Consider the following 23,809-nt stretch of genomic DNA (forward strand, 5'->3'; position numbering starts at 1 on the left):
AGAAGGAAATTACTTAGCAAACAATTTTGTACATTCTTATACAATCATTTATGTACATTTTTATATTGACATTTACAATTAATTATATAAAATTTGCCATTTTGACCATTTTTAAGCTAGTAATTAAGATATAGGCATAGGAGGTGAATCACACACTACATGCTAAATAAAATCGTAATTGTCGGGAGACTGACGAAAGACGCACAAATATTTGAAAAGGAGGATAGAAAAATTGCAACGTTTTGTGTTGCAACGCACCGAAATTATAAAGATGAAAATGGAGAAATCGTCTGTGATTACTTATTCTGTAAAGCATTTGGCAAGTTAGCTTCTAATATAGAAAAATATACTAATCAAGGTACATTGGTTGGTATAACTGGTCAAATGAGATCAAGAAAGTATGATAAAGACGGACAAACACACTTTGTCACTGAATTATATGTTGAAACAATAAAATTTATGTCCCCTAAATCCCAAAATAATGAAATTCTCTCAGATAGTATTTTAGATATTGACTCTCAAAATATAGATAATCATGACTTATTAGAAATTTAAATCCAATTATCCTAAACATCCTTAATATACATTTAATCCATCCTAAATTTTTTATAGATCTAATTAACTTGAAATATACTCACTTAAAAACGACTTACATGACTAGTACTGTTGTGTAGGTCGTCTTTTTGTGTAGTTTTTCTAATAGAAAATAGACATAGATTGCAAAACGATTACATAAAAAATTGCAAATGAAAAACATTTTTACTGTCATGACAATTCTCGATAGAATCATATCTGAAATTATGGGGGATTTCGTTGTAATCACTGTGTAAAAAACAAGGCTATTTTTTTATTTTGTTGTAACCTGCACGGATTTTACAGATGTTACAGTAGTCTCTGTAAAACTTTTAGAGAAACAAATTACTTGTAGGAGGATTTTAAGATTATGAAGAAAACATTACTCGCATCATCATTAGCAGTAGGTTTAGGAATCGTAGCAGGAAATGCAGGTCACGAAGCCCATGCAAGTGAAGCGGACTTAAATAAAGCATCTTTAGCGCAAATGGCGCAATCAAATGATCAAACATTAAATCAAAAACCAATTGAAGCTGGCGCTTATAATTATACATTTGACTATGAAGGGTTTACTTATCACTTTGAATCAGATGGTACACACTTTGCTTGGAATTACCATGCAACAGGTGCTAATGGAGCAGACATGAGTGCACAAGCACCTGCAACTAATAATGTTGCACCATCAGCTGGTCAAGCTAATCAAGTACAATCACAAGAAGTTGAAGCACCACAAAATGCTCAAACTCAACAACCACAAGCATCAACATCAAACAATTCACAAGTTACTGCAACACCAACTGAATCAAAAGCATCAGAAGGTTCATCAGTAATTGTGAATGATCATCTAAAACAAATTGCTCAACGTGAATCAGGTGGCAATATTCATGCTGTAAATCCAACATCAGGTGCAGCTGGTAAGTATCAATTCTTACAATCAACTTGGGATTCAGTAGCACCTGCTAAATATAAAGGTGTATCACCAGCAAATGCTCCTGAAAGTGTTCAAGATGCCGCAGCAGTAAAATTATATAACACTGGTGGCGCTGGACATTGGGTTACTGCATAAGCCATTTATGCATAGCTAACCAATAGTTATATAAGTAACTTTTAGATTGGAATATATCGGGGAATTCTCGATATGTTCCGGTCTTTTTTATTTCGCAAATATATATGTCATTATAGAATTATTATTTAAAGATAATAATACAACTGAGCAACAATAATTGAAAATGTTGAAACCGTTTGCTAAGATTAATTTGCAATTGAATACTAAGGAACTACTAGGGGAGCCTAATGATATGGCTGAGATGAACTGTTCAGACCCTTATGACCTGATTTGGTTAGTACCAACGTAGGAAAGTAGTTATTGAAGTGATGGGGCTAGTATAGCAACATTGCCATCAAACTACTTTCATGTTGGAAGTAGTTTTTTTATTTAGGGAGGATTTTTACAATGGAATTTTCACAAAAATTGTACCAAGCTGCAAAGCCAATCATTAATGATATTTATGAGGATGACTTTATTCAAAAAATGCTATTAGGCAATATACAAGCTGATGCATTACGTCACTATTTACAAGCTGATGCAGCTTATTTAAAAGAATTCACAAACTTATATGCTTTGTTAATTCCAAAAATGAATAGCATGAATGACGTAAAATTTTTAGTAGAGCAAATAGAATTTATGGTTGAAGGTGAAGTACTTGCGCATGATATTTTAGCGCAAATTGTTGGTGAATCATACGAAGAAATCATTAAAACAAAAGTTTGGCCTCCAAGTGGCGACCATTACATAAAACATATGTATTTCCAAGCGCATAGTCGTGAAAATGCTATTTATACAATTGCTGCAATGGCACCTTGTCCATACATTTATGCAGAATTAGCTAAGCGCTCTCAAAGTGATCATAAGCTTAATAGAGAAAAAGATACGGCAAAATGGTTTGATTTTTATAGTACTGAAATGGATGACATAATTAACGTATTTGAGGCATTAATGAATAAATTAGCCGAATCAATGTCTGACAAGGAATTGGAACAAGTGAAACAAGTATTTTTAGAAAGTTGCATACATGAGCGTCGATTTTTCAATATGGCTATGACACTAGAACAATGGGAATTTGGAGGAAAAGTAAATGATTAAACCTAAAATAGCATTAACCATTGCAGGTACTGATCCAACAGGTGGTGCCGGCGTAATGGCTGATTTAAAATCATTTCATTCATGTGGTGTATATGGTATGGGCGTCGTTACAAGTATTGTTGCTCAAAATACATTGGGCGTACAACATATTCATAATTTAAATCATCAATGGGTAGATGAACAACTTGATAGTATCTTCAACGATACCTTACCGCATGCTATTAAAACGGGGATGATTGCTACAGCAGATATTATGGAAACGATTCGTCATTATTTAATGCAACATGAATCTATTCCGTATGTAATTGATCCTGTTATGTTGGCGAAAAGCGGTGATTCATTAATGGATAATGACACAAAGCAAAACTTGCAGCATACGTTATTGCCATTAGCTGATGTAGTAACACCGAATTTACCAGAAGCTGAAGAAATAACGGGACTAACCATTGATAGTGAAGAAAAAATTATGCAGGCTGGCCGCATCTTTATTAATGAGATTGGTAGTAAAGGTGTCATCATTAAAGGCGGCCATTCAAATGATACTGATATAGCAAAAGATTATTTATTTACTAAAGAAGATGTTCAAACATTTGAAAATGAACGATTTAAAACAAAACATACGCATGGAACAGGGTGTACATTTTCAGCAGTTATAACGGCAGAACTTGCAAAAGGTAGACCATTATTTGAGGCTGTATACAAGGCTAAAAAGTTTATTTCAATGAGTATACAATATACGCCTGAAATCGGCCGTGGTAGAGGTCCGGTGAATCATTTTGCATATTTAAAGAAAGAGGGATTAGACGATGAATTATCTAAATAAAATACGTATTGAAAACCCATTAACAATTTGTTATACAAACGATGTAGTTAAAAATTTTACAGCGAATGGTTTATTAAGTATTGGTGCGAGCCCTGCAATGAGTGAAGCTCCCGAAGAAGCTGAAGAATTTTACAAAGTTGCACAAGCGCTATTAATCAATATCGGTACTTTAACAGCACAAAATGAACAAGATATTATTGCGATTGCTCAAACGGCAAATGAGGCAGGCTTACCTATTGTATTTGACCCTGTAGCTGTTGGTGCTTCTACATATCGAAAGCAATTTTGTAAATTATTATTGAAATCAGCGAAAGTATCAGTAATTAAAGGCAATGCATCTGAAATATTAGCGTTGATTGATGATACAGCAACTATGAAAGGTACAGATAGTGATGCTAATCTTGATGCGGTTGCAATAGCGAAAAAGGCTTACGCAATATATAAAACTGCAATAGTAATCACAGGTAAAGAGGACGTTATTGTTCAAGGTGATAAAGCAATCGTATTAGCTAATGGATCTCCATTATTAGCACGAGTAACTGGAGCCGGTTGTTTATTAGGAGGCGTTATTGCTGGATTTTTATTTAGAGAAACAGAACCAGACATAGAAGCGTTAATTGAAGCGGTAAGCGTATTTAATATTGCTGCTGAGGTAGCTGCTGAAAATGAAAATTGTGGTGGTCCTGGTACGTTTTCACCATTGTTGCTTGATACGTTATATCATTTAAATGAAACAACCTATCAACAACGGATTCGCATTCAAGAGGTGGAATAATATGTTTAACCAATCGTATCTAAATGTGTATTTTATTTGTGGGACCTCCGATGTTCCGAGTCATCGAACTATTCATGAAGTATTAGAAGCAGCATTAAAGGCAGGGATTACACTTTTCCAATTTCGAGAAAAGGGTGAATCAGCTTTAAAAGGAAAAGATAAACTTGTATTAGCTAAAGAATTACAGCATCTCTGTCATCAATATGATGTGCCTTTTATCGTTAATGATGATGTATCCTTAGCAAAAGAAATTAACGCGGATGGTATACATGTCGGTCAAGATGATGCGAAAGTCAAAGAGATAGCACAATATTTCACTGATAAAATTATTGGACTAAGTATTAGTGATTTAGATGAGTATGCAAAATCTGATTTAACTCATGTTGATTATATAGGTGTTGGACCAATCTATCCTACGCCGTCGAAACATGACGCGCATACACCAGTAGGTCCAGAAATGATTGCAACATTTAAAGAAATGAATCCGCAACTACCGATTGTAGCTATTGGCGGTATAAATACTAGTAACGTGGCGCCGATTGTAGAAGCAGGTGCCAATGGAATTTCAGTCATTTCAGCCATTTCTAAAAGTGAAAATATTGAAAAGACTGTTAATCGATTCAAAGATTTTTTTAATAATTAGTTAAATTTTTCCACTTATTGTTTCATACGTACTCATTAATGTGATAGAATAAATCCTATGTGAATATAATGATAGAGGTGGAAAAATGAAGAAAAAAGCGTTACTACCATTATTTTTAGGTATTATGGTCTTTTTGGCTGGTTGTGACTATTCTAAACCTGAAAAACGTAGTGGGTTTTTCTACAATACATTCGTAGATCCAATGAAAAATGTATTGGATTGGTTGGGAAATAACTTATTAAACGACAATTATGGTTTAGCTATTATTATCCTTGTATTGGTAATTCGTATTATTTTATTACCATTCATGTTGTCAAACTATAAAAATAGTCATATGATGCGTCAAAAAATGAAAGTTGCAAAGCCAGAAGTTGAAAAAATTCAAGAAAAAGTGAAACGTGCGCGTACACAAGAAGAAAAAATGGCTGCAAACCAAGAATTAATGCAAGTATATAAAAAGTATGACATGAACCCGATTAAGAGTATGTTGGGTTGTTTACCAATGCTAATCCAATTGCCAATCATCATGGGATTATACTTTGTACTTAAAGACCAACTTGTAGATGGTTTGTTTAAATATCCACACTTCTTATGGTTCGATTTAGGACGTCCTGATATTTGGATTACAATTATTGCCGGAGTTTTATACTTTATCCAAGCATATGTATCAAGCAAAACGATGCCAGACGAACAACGTCAAATGGGTTACATGATGATGGTCATTTCACCAATTATGATTATCTGGATTTCATTAAGCTCAGCATCAGCACTTGGTTTGTACTGGTCAGTCAGTGCGGCGTTCCTTGTAGTTCAAACACACTTTGCGAACATTTATTATGAAAAAGTCGCTAAAAAAGAAGTACAACCTTTCATAGAAGCGTATGAAAGAGAGCACAACGGCGGCAGCAATAAAAAAGGCAAAAACACACAAGTAGTGTCTAAAAAGAAAAAGAAATAACCTTAGCAAGTCCAAATAATGTGCCCCCTAAAAGTTGAAGATAATTTTAACTTTATAGGGCGCACATTATTTTTCGCTTCAATAGCGAAACTTAGTGTCACATTATACAATATGTTATAAATAGAAACAGCAGTAAGATGATTTCAAATGTGAAAGTCATCCTACTGCTGTTTTTATTTGAAATAATATTAACGAGATTTCAGTATGTAAAAAGTGGTTAACAACAGAGTTGCCATTCTTCATTGCAATGTCATCTTGACACAATGATTCATCAGTGTAGCAGTATATGTCGCAACATTTCCACAGCAATTCACTAATACATGTAACAGTGTGAAATAATAACGTCACAACGGCGTAATACACATTGCAACGTCCCAACAACACATCATAGAATCGTAACGGCATGGCATCAACACTAAACCGGTCTATAACACCATAACACCGCAACGCCACATCATAGCACTACATCAAGTCGCGTCATAGTACCAGCACATCAAAGTAACATGGCATCAACACTAAACCGGGCTATAACACCATAACACCGCAACGCCGCATCATAGCACTACATCAAGTCGCATCGTGGTACCAGCACATCAAAGTAGCATGGCATCAACACCAAACCGGGCTATAACACCATAACACCGCAACGCCACATCATAGCACTACATCAAGCCGCATCGTGGTAACAGCACATCAAAGTAGCATGGCATCAACACCAAGCTTCCACAACAACACATCAAAGTAACATGGCATGACACCAAGCTTCCACAACAATACGCCATTACATCGCATCATCATACTACAACTCCAATGTCTAGTTGTGATAATTCCATTCCGTAAAAAACTGTTTCAAGTACATCATCATAAAGTCGTGACGTTCTTTAGCAATCATCTTCGCCGTATCTGTATGCATTAAAGATTCTAACTTAAGTAATTTTTCAAAGAAATGTTTAATTGCAGATGGTGGCAGCTGTTCAACTAAATCATCATTAATCTTATCTAGTGACATATGTTCTGTCCACATAGGTTCACCAAAGTGTCCTGCAAATTGAAATGTTCGTGCAACACCTATAGCGCCTATAGCATCAAGACGATCTGCATCCCTGACAATTTGACCTTCTAAAGATAAAGTGACATGATCGTTTTTACCATTGCGATAGCTCATATTATTAATAATAAATAAAATGTGCTCTTGATCTTCGGTTGATAGTGATAAAGAAGATAAAAATGACTTCAATTCAACATATTGTTTGTTAGCATCTACAACTTTTTCGTCAACGGTATCATGAAGCAAACATGCGAGTTCAATGACTAAAGTATCATTAACACCTTCATTTTCAGCGATTGATTTAGCTAAAGCAGTGACACGATATACATGCGCAATATCATGGCCTGTATAATCATTATGATGAATAGATTCCATATATTTTTTGGCTGCACTAATGATGTCTGATTGTTGCATTAAAGTTACACTCCTCATATTTCTATTTTATAAGATAGGTGACAATAATTGTGAAATACCTTCTTTAAATTTAATCCAAAGACTTCGCTTAGCATAACGTGCTTTTGTTAATTCAGAAGATACTGCTAAATCATCTATAAAAGCTTGCTTTAATTTTTTGGCAATTTGTTGGTCATAAATAAAAGCGTTGACTTCGAAATTCAATGTGAAACTGCGATGGTCCATATTAGCTGTTCCCACACTTGCAATTTCATCATCTATAACAAGTGTTTTTGAGTGTAAAAAGCCATTGTCGTAGTGAAATACTTTAACACCGGCATCTAATAAGGATGCTGCATTTTTTAAAGTAGCCCAAAAAACAAACGGATGGTCAGGTTTATTAGGAATCATGATATTGACATCAACACCACCTAATGCCGCAATTTTAATAGAATCTAAAAAGGCTTGATCAGGTATGAAATAGGGAGATTGAATATAAATCGATTTTTTAGCAGATGAAATCATTTTCAAATAACCGTATTTAATCTGTTCCCATTCTTCGTCAGGACCACTAGAAGCTATTTGAACGCCAATTGTTCCACCAGAATTTACATCTGGGAAATAACGATCATCATAGGAGATGTGGTCACGTGTGGCTTGTGAATTCCAATCTAGAATAAATCGTAATTGCAATGCATTCACTGCATCCCCGACAATTCGTAAATGCGTATCTCGCCAATAGCCGAATTTTTTTGATTTACCTAAGTACTCATCACCAACATTAAAACCACCAACATATCCAATTTGCCCATCTATTACAACAATTTTTCGATGGTTTCGATTGTTCATACGCAAGTTAATTAAAGGTAATTTTGATGGGAAAAATGCTTCAGCATGTCCACCTTTATTGCGAAACGGGCGTAAGCCTTTTTTACGCAGTCCACGAGAACCCATGTCATCATAAAGAATTTTAACTTCTACACCTTGTTCCGCTTTTTTACCAAGTTCATTTAAAATGGTACGACCTAATTCATCATTTTGAATAATATAGTACTGAAAATGAATATAATCAGTAGCATTATGGATGTCTTGTATTAAGTCATCAAATTTTTCTTGGCCGTCTGTGTATATTTTTAAATCGTTGTCTGTTGTTAAAAATGCTGCGTTATTATATAACAACATTTGAATCATTTCTTTAAATTTTACAATTTGATAATTGGAATTTGAAAAGTTTTCATTTTTTAAAGCAGCTAATTGCTCATCAACGATTAACTCTAATCCTTTTTTATCTTCCTTATCAATTTTGAAAATTTGGTCACGTTGAATTTGTCGTCCTAATAGTAAGTATAAAATGAAGCCGAATAAAGGCAAGAAAACTAAGACTAGTAACCAAGCCCAGATAGAATTGGCAGAACGTCTTTCCATGAAAATAATGGTAAAGGCGAATAATAAGTTTAAAATAAATGCACCAATAAATATTGAATTTAAAATAATATTAGAATGCTTGAGTGCAATGGATAATAACTCTATCATTTGAAACCTCCCATCGAAAATCTTAAACGAGTAGTATATCTTATTAATTGTATCATGAAGCAATTTAAATATCATGACAATTTAGTTTGAAAAACACACTTTGTGTTGACGTTGTGTTTTATGGGATATAGTATAGTAAGGAATGTAAATGAAGGAGTGAATGCTATGACTGAACAAGATAATGCACATCATTCTGAACAAATAAAAACGAATCTTAAATCACGTTTAAATCGAATTGAAGGACAAGTGAGAGCGATTAATCGCATGATTGAAGAAGATGTCTATTGTGATGATGTCCTTACGCAAATAAGAGCGACACGTTCGGCGTTAAACAGTGTTGCGACAAAGTTATTAGAACAACATATGAAAAGTTGTATTATGAATAAAGTTAATCAAGGTGCTCAGGAAGAGGCAATGGAAGAGTTATTAGTGACTTTTCAAAAATTGATTAAAGACTAAAGGAGTTTAAGATGATACATCAAAATACGATTTACACAGCGGGAATTGAAACAGAAGAACAAGTAAGTCAATTGACAGAACGCATTTCAAATATGATAGGTGTTCATCAAGTGAATATTAATATAATAGACGGTCAAGTAACTGTATCGTATGAAACACCAGCAAATTTGAATAGTATTGAAAAAGAAATCTATGATGAAGGATACAAAATTGTATTTTAGGGTATAATGTAGAGTGCGCTATAGATTTTAATTTTGAAAATAAATCAAAAATTTTGTAAATGATGTAGTAAAGGTATGTCGAATAGGGTAAGATAATATTGAAAGCGATCCAAACGAGGTGATAATAATGAAACGTCCTGAAAAGATTCAAAATGTAGTCAAACTATTGTCATCATTAGGTGTGAATATTAAAAAAACTAAATCTCGTTTAGACATTATTAATACTTTGCCAGCATCTAATAAAGTAAGTCACGAATTAAAATAATTGACTGTGATTGTGAATCACACACCGTTAAAGCTATCGTCGGACTATTCGATGATAGCTTTTTTGACTGGATTTACTAAAATGAAAGCAAGTACTATATAACAAAATCCCTCTTTAGAGTGTACATTTTACAATGTGTACTTCAAAGAGGGATTGTTATTATCGAGTAATATCTATATACGACATTTTAAATCGACGACGTAAATAGACTATATAACGTCATATTGAAAAGTTATGATATTTGAAACTCAAAATAGTTTAAATTAATTACTTTTTGGATGGTATAAATCGACATATCGTTTTGGTTCATGATAATAAATTGATAAGACTATACCTATTCCGGTCATCATACTCCATAGTGCACTACCACCATAACTAATAAATGGTAATGGAATACCAGTGATTGGTAACAACTGAATTGTCATACCAATATTTTGTAAAATATGGAACACAAGTAAAGTGACGAAACCAACGATAAAGATTTTGTTAAATTGATCTTCAATTTTCGCAGCTAATCTTATTAGATGGAAGATTAAAAATAAAAATATTAAGATCAATATGACAGAACCGATAAAGCCAAGTTCCTCTCCAATAACTGAAAAGATAAAGTCAGTATGATTTTCAGGTATATAAACTTCACCGTGATTGTATCCTTTACCTAGTAACTGTCCAGAACCGATAGCTTTAAGTGATTCAGTTAAATGATAGCCATCACCACTACTATATGTATAGGGGTCAAGCCATGAATTGATTCGTCCCATTTGATATAGTTGGACACCTAATAAATTTTCAATTAATGCGGGTGCATATAGAATACCTAAAATGACTGTCATTGCACCAACAATACCTGTAATAAAGATAGGTGCTAAGATACGCCATGTTATACCACTTACTAACATCACACCTGCAATAATTGCAGCTAATACTAATGTAGTTCCTAGGTCATTTTGCAGTAATATTAAAATACTTGGTACTAACGAGACACCAATAATTTTGAAAAATAATAACAAATCACTTTGGAATGATTTATTGAATGTGAATTGATTATGTCTAGAAACGACACGCGCTAATGCTAAAATTAAAATAATTTTCATGAATTCAGATGGTTGAATACTGATAGGGCCAAACGTGTACCAACTTTTGGCACCATTGATAATAGGTGTAATAGGTGACTCAGGAATAACGAGCAAGCCTATTAATAAAAGACAGATTAAGAAATACAATAAATATGTATAATGTTTAATCTTTTTAGGTGAAATAAACATGATGATACCTGCAAAAATTGCACCTAAAATGTAATAAAAAATTTGTCTGATACCGAAATTAGCACTGTATTGACCACCGCCCATTGCCGAGTTAATAAGCAGAACGCTGAAAATTGCTAAAACAGCTATAGTGGCTACTAATACCCAGTCTACTTTGCGAAGCCAATGCTTATCCGGCTGTTGACGAGATGAATAATTCATTGCAAACTCCTTTTATACTCACTAATGTTTATATCAATTTTACATGACTTTTTAAAAATTAGCTAGAATATCACAGTGATATCAGCTATAGATTTCAATTTGAATTAGGAATAAAATAGAAGGGAATATTGTTCTGATTATAAATGAATCAACATAGATACAGACACATAACGCCTCGTTTTTAAAATGCAAAATAGCATTAAAATGTGATACTATTAAGATTCAAAGATGCGAATAAATCAATTAACAATAGGACTAAATCAATATTAATTTATATTAAGGTAGCAAACCCTGATATATCATTGGAGGAAAACGAAATGACAAAAGAAAATATTTGTATCGTTTTTGGAGGGAAAAGTGCAGAACACGAAGTATCGATTCTGACAGCACAAAATGTATTAAATGCAATAGATAAAGACAAATATCATGTTGATATCATTTATATTACCAATGATGGTGATTGGAGAAAGCAAAATAATATTACAACTGAAATTAAATCTACTGATGAGCTTCATTTAGAAAATGGAGAGGCGCTTGAGATTTCACAGCTATTGAAAGAAAGTAGTTCAGGACAACCATACGATGCAGTATTCCCATTATTACATGGTCCTAATGGTGAAGATGGCACGATTCAAGGACTTTTTGAAGTTTTGGATGTACCATATGTAGGAAATGGTGTATTGTCAGCTGCAAGTTCTATGGACAAACTTGTAATGAAACAATTATTTGAACATCGAGGGTTACCACAGTTACCTTATATTAGTTTCTTACGTTCTGAATATGAAAAATATGAACATAACATTTTAAAATTAGTAAATGATAAATTAAATTACCCAGTCTTTGTTAAACCTGCTAACTTAGGGTCAAGTGTAGGTATCAGTAAATGTAATAATGAAGCGGAACTTAAAGAAGGTATTAAAGAAGCATTCCAATTTGACCGTAAGCTTGTTATTGAACAAGGCGTTAACGCACGTGAAATTGAAGTAGCAGTTTTAGGAAATGACTATCCTGAAGCGACATGGCCAGGTGAAGTCGTAAAAGATGTCGCGTTTTACGATTACAAATCAAAATATAAAGATGGTAAGGTTCAATTACAAATTCCAGCTGACTTAGACGAAGATGTTCAATTAACGCTTAGAAATATGGCATTAGAGGCATTCAAAGCGACAGATTGTTCTGGTTTAGTCCGTGCTGATTTCTTTGTAACAGAAGACAACCAAATATATATTAATGAAACAAATGCAATGCCTGGATTTACGGCTTTCAGTATGTATCCAAAGTTATGGGAAAATATGGGCTTATCTTATCCAGAATTGATTACAAAACTTATCGAGCTTGCTAAAGAACGTCACCAGGATAAACAGAAAAATAAATACAAAATTGACTAACTGAGGTTGTTATTATGATTAATGTTACATTAAAGCAAATTCAATCATGGATTCCTTGTGAAATTGAAGATCAATTTTTAAATCAAGAGATAAATGGAGTCACAATTGATTCACGAGCAATTTCTAAAAATATGTTATTTATACCATTTAAAGGTGAAAATGTTGACGGTCATCGCTTTGTCTCTAAAGCATTACAAGATGGTGCTGGAGCTGCTTTTTATCAAAGAGGGACACCTATAGATGAAAATGTAAGCGGGCCTATTATATGGGTTGAAGACACATTAACGGCATTACAACAATTGGCACAAGCTTACTTGAGACATGTAAACCCTAAAGTAATTGCCGTCACAGGGTCTAATGGTAAAACAACGACTAAAGATATGATTGAAAGTGTATTGCATACCGAATTTAAAGTTAAGAAAACGCAAGGTAATTACAATAATGAAATTGGTTTACCTTTAACTATTTTGGAATTAGATAATGATACTGAAATATCAATATTGGAGATGGGGATGTCAGGTTTCCATGAAATTGAATTTCTGTCAAACCTCGCTCAACCAGATATTGCAGTTATAACTAATATTGGTGAGTCACATATGCAAGATTTAGGTTCGCGCGAGGGGATTGCTAAAGCTAAATCTGAAATTACAATAGGTCTAAAAGATAATGGTACGTTTATATATGATGGCGATGAACCATTATTGAAACCACATGTTAAAGAAGTTGAAAATGCAAAATGTATTAGTATTGGTGTTGCTACTGATAATGAATTAGTTTGTTCTGTTGATGATAGAGATACTACAGGTATTTCATTTACAATTAATAATAAAGAACATTATGATCTGCCAATATTAGGAAAGCATAATATGAAAAATGCGACGATTGCCATTGCGGTTGGTCATGAATTAGGTTTGACATATAACACAATCTATCAAAATTTAAAAAATGTTAGCTTAACTGGTATGCGTATGGAGCAACATACATTAGAAAATGATATTACTGTGATAAATGATGCCTATAATGCAAGTCCTACAAGTATGAGAGCAGCTATTGATACACTGAGTACTTTGACAGGGCGTCGCATTCTAATTTTAGGAGATGTTTTAGAATTAGGTGAAAATAGCAAAGAAATGCATATCGGTGTAGGTAATTATTTAGAAGAAAAGCATATAGATGTGTTGTATACGTTTGGTAATGAAGCGAAGTATATTTATGATTCGGGCCAGCAACATGTCGAAAAAGCACAACACTTCAATTCTAAAGACGATATGATAGAAGTTTTAACAAGTGATTTAAAAGCGCATGACCGTGTATTAGTTAAAGGATCACGTGGTATGAAGTTAGAAGAAGTCGTAAATGCTTTAATTTCATAGAGATTAGTCGAGCGACCTTTTACTTATAAAAATGTTTTGAATTAATACTAAAAGATTACAAAGAAGAGGTGGTTTTGTGTGTAAATACAAAATTGCCTTTTTCTTTTTATGTTAAATCTATAAATTTGAAACTAAATCAAGGTTAATTCTATGTACACACTTTATATAGGAAGTAGTTTGAATGTTTATATAATATTTTACAAAAAGATGTAGTATTATAATGTCTAATTTCACATGTGTTTCAGTAAAATTTGTTGTGGAATGTTAACGATATACGTATTTTATAAAAAATTTTTTATAATGATTATTCGAATGATGCGTAACGCTTACATCTTATCTAATGCTAGCTTTTTGACAAAAATATGACAATCAATTAATGTGATTCTAATAAATATTCGCAAATTGCTTTATTGCGATTAAATTTTTTTGGTGGTACTATATAGAAGTTGATGAAATATTAATGAACTTATATGCAAAAGTATATTGAGAAATAAACAGGTAAAAAGGAGAATTATTTTGCAAAATTTTAAAGAACTAGGGATTTCGGATAATACGGTTCAGTCACTTGAATCAATGGGATTTAAAGAGCCGACACCTATCCAAAAAGACAGTATCCCTTATGCGTTACAAGGAATTGATATCCTTGGGCAAGCTCAAACCGGTACAGGTAAAACAGGAGCATTCGGTATTCCTTTAATTGAGAAAGTAGTAGGGAAACAAGGGGTTCAATCGTTGATTTTAGCACCTACAAGAGAATTGGCAATGCAGGTAGCTGAACAATTAAGAGAATTTAGCCGTGGACAAGGTGTCCAAGTTGTTACTGTATTCGGTGGTATGCCTATCGAACGCCAAATTAAAGCCTTGAAAAAAGGCCCACAAATCGTAGTCGGAACACCTGGGCGTGTTATCGACCATTTAAATCGTCGCACATTAAAAACGGACGGAATTCATACTTTGATTTTAGATGAAGCTGATGAAATGATGAATATGGGATTCATCGATGATATGAGATTTATTATGGATAAAATTCCAGCAGTACAACGTCAAACAATGTTGTTCTCAGCTACAATGCCTAAAGCAATCCAAGCTTTAGTACAACAATTTATGAAATCACCAAAAATCATTAAGACAATGAATAATGAAATGTCTGATCCACAAATCGAAGAATTCTATACAATTGTTAAAGAATTAGAGAAATTTGATACATTTACAAATTTCCTAGATGTTCATCAACCTGAATTAGCAATCGTATTCGGACGTACAAAACGTCGTGTTGATGAATTAACAAGTGCTTTGATTTCTAAAGGATATAAAGCTGAAGGCTTACATGGTGATATTACACAAGCGAAACGTTTAGAAGTATTAAAGAAATTTAAAAATGACCAAATTAATATTTTAGTCGCTACTGATGTAGCAGCAAGAGGACTAGATATTTCTGGTGTGAGTCATGTTTATAACTTTGATATACCTCAAGATACTGAAAGCTATACACACCGTATTGGTCGTACGGGTCGTGCTGGTAAAGAAGGTATCGCGGTAACATTTGTAAATCCAATTGAAATGGATTACATTAGACAAATTGAAGATGCTAATGGTAGAAAAATGAGCGCACTTCGTCCACCACATCGTAAAGAAGTACTTCAAGCACGTGAAGATGACATCAAAGAAAAAGTTGAAAACTGGATGTCTAAAGAGTCAGAATCACGCTTGAAACGCATTTCTACAGAGTTGTTAAATGAATATAACGATGTTGATTTAGTTGCTGCACTTTTACAAGAGTTAGTAGAAGCGAACGATGAAGTTGAAGTTCAATTAACTTTTGAAAAACCATTATCTCGCAAAGGCCGTAACGGTAAACCAAGTGGTTCTCGTAACAGAAATAGTAAGCGTGGTAATCCTAAATTTGACAGTAAGAGTAAACGTTCAAAAGGATACTCAAGCAAGAAGAAAAGTACTAAAAAATTCGACCGTAAAGAGAAGAGCAGCGGTGGAAGCAGGCCTATGAAAGGTCGCACATTTGCTGACCATCAAAAATAATTTATAGATTAAGAGCTTAAAGATGTAATGTCTTGAGCTCTTTTTTTGTTTTCAATAACTGATTCTCTGTAGATATCAAAGTACTAACGTTTTAAAGGTTAAATATTTAATTGGATTGAGAGTTGTGTGCGGTTATATCATTCTGTGTAAATATAAATACGAATCTAGAATATAACAACTACTTAAATTAAGAATAATCGAACATAAATAAACTTTATGAAATTTCAGTATCATGTTCTTGTAAAAAAAATAGGGCATTTTGCTGACACTGGTGCGCGATAAATAATAAGTTGAATATAAAAAAGATCACTGCCAATCATTCGTTTAATGGCAGCGATCTTTTTTATTTAATTATTTTTCTTTCCACTGCAACATTTGATAACCAATGCGTGGATGTGTTTTAATAATATCTTTTGCGTCATCGTGACATTGTGAAAGTTTTTGTCTTAATGATGTCATATGCACTCTTAAACTCGGCATTTCAGTCTTATTAACATAGCCATATATTCGTTTTAATATCATCTCATAAGTGAGTACTTTTCCTTTATGATTTGACAATAGTTCTAACAAGCTAAATTCATTTGGTGTCAAATGTACCTCCTGATTATTAATAACAACAGATTTGGAGCCAAAGTCGATGCTTAGCAAACCGTTAGTAAATACAATGTTAGTTTCTTGATGTGACTTAGCGATTCTTTCGATGACTCGAATTCGTGCCCGAAGCTCATCAACATTAAAAGGTTTAGTCATATAGTCATTCGCACCGTTATCTAAAGCTTGAATAATTGTTTGTTCTTCTTGTCTTGCACTTATTACAATGATAGGAATGTCAGTATGTTGTCTGATTTCTGAAATCAAACATAATCCATCTTTATCTGGTAAACCTAAATCTAATAAAATGACATCTGGTTTATCAATTTGAATTTTAAAGTGTGCTTGTGTGGCATTTTCGGCTGTAGTTACATTGTAATAATCTAAAGTTAATGCAACATCAATTAAATGTGTGATTGCGTGATCATCTTCAATTATCAATATTTTAGATTGCATTATATGTCTCCTTCATTAAAGTCTGTATCTATATTGAAATAGAATATACTGCCGTGTGGTTGGTTCGGATTATATTGTAAGTTTGATTGATGTTTGTGTAGGATAGTCTGTACTAAATATAAGCCTAGTCCCATGCTTTCTTTTTGGTTATCTTTAAAATATTTATTTGATCCTGTGTAAAAAGGTTCGAATATCTTTTGTTGTTCTTCTAAACTAATTCCAGGTCCTTCGTCTATAACGGCAAATTCGATTTGTTCATCGCTAGCATAACGAATAGATAAATTGATTTTGGTGTCAGTAGAAGTGTGTTTAACTGCATTTTCAATCAAATTGAATAAAGCTTGTAAAATCAACTTACTGTCAATGTGTATAAACTGTAAATCTACTGAGGATGATACAGTTATACGCTTTTTTAAATGGCGACGTTCTAAAATCATATCGATTTCTTCTACTAATTCACTAACGAGATAAGGTTGCAATTTTATCTGAACATTTGATGACTGTAATTTTGTTAATGATAAAATATTTGTCACTAATAGATATAAATACTGACTTTCTTGAAAACTATGCACAAGTAATTGTTCCTTTTCTATGATAGACATATCTTTACTATGTGATACTAAAATATCTAAATTTCCCATAATTGTTGTTAACGGTGTACGTATGTCATGTGAAATTGATCTTAAAAAATTTGAATGTGTCAGTTGACGTTCAGCCTGTAACATGGATTCTCTCGTTTGTTTAAGTAACGTCACATTTTCAACGGCGAGAGAAAGTTCATTTAACATTGATTCTAATATTGATGCATCATATGGATTAATCACTTGAGAACTTTGGTAATCAATGGCTAGAATGCCTTTAATCGGAGATGTGCCAATTGGTATCAACCATTTATTAATGCCTGGAAATGTATCTGTTGTTGCACCAGCTTGTCTTTCATTTTTAATTACCCAGCTTAATGCTTGTTCATGCTGTTGAGTCGTATTATCGATATGGTTTTGCAATGGTATTGTTTTAATTACTTTGGATTGATTGATAACGTATATAGTAATTGATTGTTGCAATAATTGATTAATTTGGTATCCAGCATTTATTAGTAAGTTTTCAACTGTATAAGTTTGTTTAATCGAATCATTAAATTGAAATAATAAATCTGTACGATAGAGTTGCTTTTTAGTAATGGAGTATTGGAATTTAATTTGTTTTAATAAAGCACTCGTTAAAATACTTGTTAAAATGCTAACGATAAATGTAATAGGATAGTCAAAGCGGTATACTTCAAATGTATATCTAGGTTCCGTAAAAAAATAATTAAAAACAAATACGTTAATAATTGCTGCTAAAAAGCCAATGATGTAGGACCGCGTCCAAATGGATAATAAAATGATGCCGATGAGAAAAATCATTAAAATAATCGTACTAGACTCATGCTTATCAAGTTGATAAATCCATAGTCCCATCATTACACAAATTATTTGAATCAAAATCATTTTTAACATATCTATGGCGAAACGTTTGCCTTTAGGACGATAGGGTGACTTGTTCATTTTCAATTCAACAGGTATTTGTTTGATTGGAACGATTTCAATTTTATAGCTATGTTCAAAGGACATTAAATGGTCAATTAAAGGTTTATTGAAAAAGTCTCGCCACTTATTTCTAATATGTTGTCCGATAATTAATTTGGTTACATCTTGATTTTTACACCATTCGTCTAATCCTAATGCAACGGTTTGGCTATAAACTACTTTTACTTTTGCTCCTAATGATTTTGCAAGCATGAGATGTTGATGCACTTGCTTTTGACTATCTTTATATTGCCTGTTTTTTTCGAATACATCTATATAAATAGCAGTGAATTTTGCATGTTCTTTTTGAGCAATATGGAATGCCTCTTTAATTACTGCTTCATTATAAATGCTCCCACTAATTGCCACAGCAATATGAGGTTTGAGTGACGTTTTATGGTTGTGTCGGACTTTTTCTTTATCACTCATCAAGTCGGCAACTGTTCTTAACGTCAATGTACGCAGTTCGCTTAGGTGGGCATACGTAAAGAAATTACTAAATGCTACATCTAGCCTATCCTTTTTATATACCTTGCCAGCTTTTAAGCGTTTAATTAATTGTTCAGGTGAGATATCTACGACTTCTAATACATCGGCGCTCATTATGAAATAGTCGGGTACACGTTCTTTAACATGTACACCGGTCATCAGTTCAATTTGACTACTTAAACTTTCAATATGTTGAATGTTCAAAGTAGTATGAACATCGATACCATGATTTAAAATTTCTTCAATATCCATATATCGTTTCTCATGACGATCTCTAGAAATGTTCGTATGTGCTAACTCATCGATAAGTACTATTGTCGGCGATTCTTCGATTATGCGGTCGACATCTAAATATTGAAAATGATGACTACCATGTTTAGTAAAATTGGTTGCGATTTTAGGTAATTGTTCAGCTAATGCATTTGTTTCATCACGTTGATGCGGTTCAATATATCCTATTTTAATATCAACGTTACTTTGAAATAGTTCAATGGCATTTGAAAGCATCTCAAATGTTTTACCAACACCTGGACTGTAACCGATGTAAATTGTTAAAGATCCACGCTTTTTTCCTATGTTTAGCGATTCAGTGTTTGACATAACCTTCACCTCGATAGCAATATCATAATATTCTTCGCAATTAAATGCTATAAAATTTATTTCTGCATACACATCTTAATGATTTCTTAATAACTAAGTTTGAAAATTAATATTTCTCTCATAAACAAGTTGTTACGATGTTGTTGTGTTGTAAGGAGGTTATGGCAATGCTCATCGTTTTATTATTGGTAGTTATTGCATTAGTTTTGTATTTATTTTATGCCTTAATTCGTAGTGAAAAATTTTAGAAATACATTAAGTGAGGGTTATCATGGAAATAATTTTGTTTCTAACAATGATGGTTATGATTGCGTATGTTTTTAGTGGATATCTATATCGCGTAGCATTGGTGCAATCGTCAAGAGTAGATTTAATATTTACTAGATTTGAAAATATGTGTTTTAAAATTATCGGCACAGATTTAGAACATATGTCAGCTAAAACATATGTCAAACATTTTATGGCATTTAATGGATTTATGGGGTTTATAACATTTGTATTGCTAATAGTTCAGCAATGGCTTTTTTTAAATCCAAATCATAATTTAAACCAATCGATAGATTTAGCGTTTAATACAGCAATATCTTTTTTAACAAATAGTAATTTACAACACTATAACGGTGAATCAGGTGTGACATATTTAACGCAAATGATTGTAATGACATATTTAATGTTTACATCTAGTGCATCAGGTTACGCCGTTTGTATAGCGATGTTGAGACGTTTAACTGGATTGACTAATATCATTGGTAATTTTTATCAAGATATTGTTCGGTTTATTGTCCGAGTACTTTTACCATTATCATGTTTAATTAGTATTTTATTGATAACTCAAGGTGTACCACAAACGTTGCATGCTAATTTAATGATTCGGACTTTAAGCGGACATATTCAACATATTGCATTTGGACCTATTGCATCACTTGAATCAATAAAACACCTTGGTACAAATGGTGGAGGATTTTTAGCAGGAAATTCTGCAACACCTTTTGAAAATCCAAATATTTGGAGCAATTTTATAGAAATGGGCAGTATGATGTTACTTCCTATGTCAATGTTGTTCTTATTTGGTCGAATGTTAAGTAGACATGGTAAACGAGTGCATCGTCATGCGCTAATATTATTTGTCGCAATGTTTTTCATTTTTATAGCAATTCTTACATTAACTATGTGGAGTGAGTATCGTGGTAATCCAATACTAGCGAATTTAGGCATTTATGGACCGAATATGGAAGGTAAAGAGGTACGGTTTGGAGCAGGCTTGTCAGCACTATTTACAGTTATTACGACGGCATTTACAACGGGTTCTGTTAATAACATGCATGATAGCTTAACGCCTCTAGGTGGATTAGGACCAATGGTATTAATGATGCTAAATGTTGTATTTGGTGGCGAAGGCGTAGGACTCATGAATTTATTGATATTTGTCTTACTGACGGTGTTTATATGCAGTTTGATGGTTGGTAAAACACCAGAATATTTAAATATGCCAATTGGCGCCCGTGAAATGAAATGTATTGTCTTAGTCTTTCTCATACATCCAATTTTAATTTTAGTATTTTCAGCACTTGCTTTTATGATTCCTGGAGCAAGTGAAAGTATAACGAATCCGTCTTTTCATGGTATCTCACAAGTTATGTATGAAATGACGTCAGCTACAGCGAACAATGGATCAGGGTTTGAAGGACTGAAAGATGATACAACATTCTGGAATATCTCTACAGGAATCATTATGTTGCTTTCTCGTTATATACCAATTATTTTGCAATTAATGATTGCATCAAGTTTAGTGAATAAAAAATCATACCACCAAGATAAATATACAATAGCGATTGATAAACCTTATTTTGGCGTATCACTAATCGTATTTATCGTTTTACTAAGTGGTTTGACGTTTATTCCAGTACTATTACTTGGTCCTATTGGTGAATTTTTAACTTTAAAATAAAGTAAAGGGATGGAAAAAATGCATCATGTAAATAAATATTTCAATCAAACAATGGTGATAGAAGCTTTGAAAATGAGTTTTTATAAGCTGAATCCTAAACAATTAATAAAAAATCCGATAATGTTTGTCGTCGAGGTTGGAATGATTTTAACGTTGATATTAATATGTTTTCCTGACATATTTGGAACTAGCTATCTATCGCGAGGTTATTTGATTACAATTTTTATCATATTATTAATAACTATATTGTTTGCTAATTTTTCAGAAGCCTTTGCTGAAGGTCGTGGAAAAGCGCAAGCTGATAGTTTAAGACAAGCACAATCAAATTTAACTGCTCGATTGATAGAAGAAAATGATGCGTATCGGATAGTGAACGCCACAGAGTTAAAAGCCGGACAAAATATTCGGGTAGAAAATGGAGAAACAATCCCTGCTGATGGCGTTGTAATAAATGGATTAGCAACCGTTGATGAATCTGCAATTACTGGTGAGTCTGCACCTGTGATAAAAGAATCAGGTGGCGATTTTGATGGAGTCATTGGCGGTACACTTGTAACATCTGATTGGTTAGAAATACGTGTTGAGAGTGAAGCGGGTACATCTTTTTTAGATAAAATGATTGCCTTAGTTGAAGGGGCGGAAAGAAATAAAACACCAAATGAAATTGCACTTTTTACATTATTGACAACGTTAACAATTATATTTTTAGTCGTTATTGTAACATTATATCTAATAGCATCTTACCTGCATTTAATTTTACCTATTGCGATGCTCATTGCGTTAACAGTATGTTTAATACCAACGACAATCGGTGGTTTGTTATCGGCGATTGGTATTGCAGGCATGGATCGTGTTACTCAATTCAATGTATTAGCGAAAAGTGGGCGTGCTGTAGAAGTATGTGGAGATGTCGATGTAATGATTTTAGACAAGACAGGCACAATCACTTATGGCAATCGAATCGCTAGTGAATTTTTACCAGTGAATCAACAAATGTGGGAAAAATTGATAGTCGCTGCTTATATGTCATCAATCTACGATGATACACCAGAAGGAAAAAGTATTGTGCGATTAGCGAAGCAGATGTATATAAATGAGCTGCCTAAAGACATTGATGACACATATAAGCCTTTTACAGCTGAAACTAGAATGAGCGGAATCATTACAAATGAAATATCGGTATTCAAAGGTGCACCTAATAGTATGATAAATCTTGTCAAACAACAACAAGGCGATATTCCTCTTAATATTGAGTCTATCTGTATGGATGTATCGAGTAAAGGTGGCACACCATTAATAGTCATTGAAAACAACGTCATGCTTGGCGTGATTTATTTAAAAGATGTGATTAAAGATGGTCTTGTAGAACGATTTGCTGAATTGAGAAAAATGGGCATTGAAACAGTTATGTGTACGGGCGATAATGCTTTAACAGCAGCTACAATTGCAAAAGAAGCGGGTGTTGATAGATTTGTTGCAGAGTGTAAACCCGAAGATAAAATTAAAGTCATCAAAGATGAACAAGCGAAAGGCCATATTGTTGCGATGACAGGAGATGGTACAAATGATGCACCTGCGCTAGCACAAGCGAATATAGGATTAGCTATGAACTCTGGGACAATTAGTGCTAAAGAGGCGGCCAATCTAATTGATTTAGATTCGAATCCTACAAAGTTAATAGAGGTTGTAAAAATAGGCAAACAATTATTAATGACGAGAGGTGCATTAACGACATTTAGTTTGGCTAATGACGTAGCAAAATACTTTGCAATTTTACCTGCACTAATGATGTCAACGATTCCAGAAATGACTTCACTAAATATTATGCATTTATCGTCACCTAAATCTGCAATCATATCAGCTTTGATATTCAATGCATTAATCATTGTTGCCTTAATTCCAATTGCCATGAAAGGTGTAAAAGTAAAGGGTTACAGCATTGATAGAATTTTTATAAATAATATGTTGATTTATGGATTAGGTGGATTAATCGTCCCGTTTTTAGGCATTAAATTAATAGATATGATAGTACAATTTTTTGTGTGAAGAGGAAGGAGTC

At 33.2% G+C, this 23,809-nt stretch carries 21 protein-coding genes and 1 riboswitch; of the genes, 16 read left to right on the plus strand and 5 right to left on the minus strand.

The annotated features are described in order from the left end of the window. Positions 1-159: 159 nt before the first annotated feature. From ACXQH5_RS12340 to yidC, 7 genes are all read left to right on the plus strand, one after another. Positions 160-555 (plus strand): single-stranded DNA-binding protein, encoded by a 396-nt coding sequence (locus ACXQH5_RS12340; protein WP_000932694.1) that lies wholly within the window; start codon positions 160-162, stop codon positions 553-555. A 388-nt stretch (positions 556-943) separates the two neighbouring features. Continuing rightward, entirely contained in the window at positions 944-1,639 is a 696-nt protein-coding gene (gene sceD / locus ACXQH5_RS12345; protein WP_000751997.1) for a lytic transglycosylase SceD, read from the plus strand. Between the two features lie 206 nt (positions 1,640-1,845). Further along, positions 1,846-1,948, plus strand: a riboswitch (TPP riboswitch). Positions 1,949-2,026: 78 nt separating this feature from the next. Then, entirely contained in the window at positions 2,027-2,716 is a 690-nt protein-coding gene (tenA, locus tag ACXQH5_RS12350) for a thiaminase II (RefSeq protein ID WP_000396067.1), read from the plus strand. After that, positions 2,709-3,539, plus strand: coding sequence for a bifunctional hydroxymethylpyrimidine kinase/phosphomethylpyrimidine kinase (thiD, locus tag ACXQH5_RS12355; protein ID WP_000594943.1), 831 nt, complete (start codon positions 2,709-2,711; stop codon positions 3,537-3,539). The genes tenA and thiD overlap by 8 nt, the downstream gene beginning before the upstream one ends. Then, on the plus strand, positions 3,523-4,314 hold the full coding sequence (gene thiM, locus ACXQH5_RS12360; protein ID WP_001108486.1) for a hydroxyethylthiazole kinase: 792 nt from the start codon (positions 3,523-3,525) through the stop codon (positions 4,312-4,314). Before thiD ends, thiM begins: the two co-directional genes overlap by 17 nt. 1 nt (position 4,315) lies before the next feature. Continuing rightward, positions 4,316-4,957 (plus strand): thiamine phosphate synthase, encoded by a 642-nt coding sequence (gene thiE, locus ACXQH5_RS12365; RefSeq protein ID WP_000483147.1) that lies wholly within the window; start codon positions 4,316-4,318, stop codon positions 4,955-4,957. Between the two features lie 85 nt (positions 4,958-5,042). After that, a complete protein-coding gene (yidC, locus tag ACXQH5_RS12370; protein ID WP_000725802.1) occupies positions 5,043-5,915 on the plus strand; it encodes a membrane protein insertase YidC in 873 nt (290 codons plus the stop codon). An 814-nt stretch (positions 5,916-6,729) separates the two neighbouring features. On the opposite strand, the gene ACXQH5_RS12375 is transcribed toward yidC, so the two are convergent. Next, on the minus strand, positions 6,730-7,377 hold the full coding sequence (locus ACXQH5_RS12375; protein WP_001187610.1) for an HD domain-containing protein: 648 nt from the start codon (positions 7,375-7,377) through the stop codon (positions 6,730-6,732). Between the two features lie 27 nt (positions 7,378-7,404). Continuing rightward, entirely contained in the window at positions 7,405-8,889 is a 1,485-nt protein-coding gene (gene cls / locus ACXQH5_RS12380; RefSeq protein WP_057504585.1) for a cardiolipin synthase, read from the minus strand. Positions 8,890-9,054: 165 nt separating this feature from the next. Between cls and csoR the strand changes: the two genes are divergently transcribed. From csoR to ACXQH5_RS12395, 3 genes are all read left to right on the plus strand, one after another. Next, positions 9,055-9,348, plus strand: coding sequence for a copper-sensing transcriptional repressor CsoR (gene csoR / locus ACXQH5_RS12385; protein ID WP_000138934.1), 294 nt, complete (start codon positions 9,055-9,057; stop codon positions 9,346-9,348). Between the two features lie 11 nt (positions 9,349-9,359). Next, positions 9,360-9,569 carry a putative copper chaperone CsoZ gene (gene csoZ / locus ACXQH5_RS12390; protein ID WP_000581792.1) on the plus strand — a complete coding sequence of 70 codons (210 nt, stop codon included), beginning with the start codon at positions 9,360-9,362 and terminating at the stop codon, positions 9,567-9,569. 127 nt (positions 9,570-9,696) lie between these two features. Further along, positions 9,697-9,834, plus strand: a complete 138-nt coding sequence (locus tag ACXQH5_RS12395) for an Lmo0850 family protein (protein WP_000828354.1) — start codon at positions 9,697-9,699, stop codon at positions 9,832-9,834. Positions 9,835-10,097: 263 nt separating this feature from the next. Here ACXQH5_RS12395 and ACXQH5_RS12400 read toward each other — a convergent pair whose 3' ends face one another. Next, entirely contained in the window at positions 10,098-11,300 is a 1,203-nt protein-coding gene (locus ACXQH5_RS12400; RefSeq protein ID WP_001109939.1) for an FtsW/RodA/SpoVE family cell cycle protein, read from the minus strand. Positions 11,301-11,617: 317 nt separating this feature from the next. Here ACXQH5_RS12400 and ACXQH5_RS12405 point away from each other — a divergent pair, with 317 nt between their 5' ends. The 3 genes from ACXQH5_RS12405 (at position 11,618) to cshA (ending at position 16,098) form a co-directional block, all read left to right on the plus strand. Next, complete coding sequence (locus ACXQH5_RS12405) at positions 11,618-12,688, plus strand: D-alanine--D-alanine ligase (RefSeq protein WP_000159641.1); 1,071 nt, start codon at positions 11,618-11,620, stop codon at positions 12,686-12,688. 14 nt (positions 12,689-12,702) lie between these two features. Beyond that, positions 12,703-14,061, plus strand: a complete 1,359-nt coding sequence (locus ACXQH5_RS12410; protein ID WP_000611468.1) for a UDP-N-acetylmuramoyl-tripeptide--D-alanyl-D-alanine ligase — start codon at positions 12,703-12,705, stop codon at positions 14,059-14,061. A 516-nt stretch (positions 14,062-14,577) separates the two neighbouring features. Continuing rightward, entirely contained in the window at positions 14,578-16,098 is a 1,521-nt protein-coding gene (gene cshA, locus ACXQH5_RS12415; RefSeq protein WP_001178942.1) for a degradosome RNA helicase CshA, read from the plus strand. Positions 16,099-16,449: 351 nt separating this feature from the next. Here the strand turns inward: cshA and ACXQH5_RS12420 are convergent, their stop codons facing one another. Together ACXQH5_RS12420 and ACXQH5_RS12425 are read right to left on the minus strand one after the other, a co-directional pair. Continuing rightward, entirely contained in the window at positions 16,450-17,145 is a 696-nt protein-coding gene (locus ACXQH5_RS12420) for a response regulator transcription factor (RefSeq protein ID WP_001190836.1), read from the minus strand. Beyond that, entirely contained in the window at positions 17,145-19,802 is a 2,658-nt protein-coding gene (locus ACXQH5_RS12425) for a sensor histidine kinase (protein ID WP_000072265.1), read from the minus strand. The genes ACXQH5_RS12420 and ACXQH5_RS12425 overlap by 1 nt, the downstream gene beginning before the upstream one ends. Before the next feature lie 137 nt (positions 19,803-19,939). Here ACXQH5_RS12425 and kdpF point away from each other — a divergent pair, with 137 nt between their 5' ends. From kdpF to kdpB, 3 genes are read left to right on the plus strand one after another with little or no spacing between them, the layout of a single operon-like run. Continuing rightward, a complete protein-coding gene (kdpF, locus tag ACXQH5_RS12430) occupies positions 19,940-20,050 on the plus strand; it encodes a K(+)-transporting ATPase subunit F (RefSeq protein ID WP_001789641.1) in 111 nt (36 codons plus the stop codon). Positions 20,051-20,073: 23 nt separating this feature from the next. Then, positions 20,074-21,750 (plus strand): potassium-transporting ATPase subunit KdpA, encoded by a 1,677-nt coding sequence (gene kdpA / locus ACXQH5_RS12435; protein WP_000402647.1) that lies wholly within the window; start codon positions 20,074-20,076, stop codon positions 21,748-21,750. Positions 21,751-21,768: 18 nt separating this feature from the next. Continuing rightward, positions 21,769-23,796, plus strand: coding sequence for a potassium-transporting ATPase subunit KdpB (gene kdpB / locus ACXQH5_RS12440; RefSeq protein ID WP_000546591.1), 2,028 nt, complete (start codon positions 21,769-21,771; stop codon positions 23,794-23,796). Positions 23,797-23,809: the final 13 nt, after the last annotated feature.

The organism is Staphylococcus sp. SA22 (genome assembly GCF_054165785.1).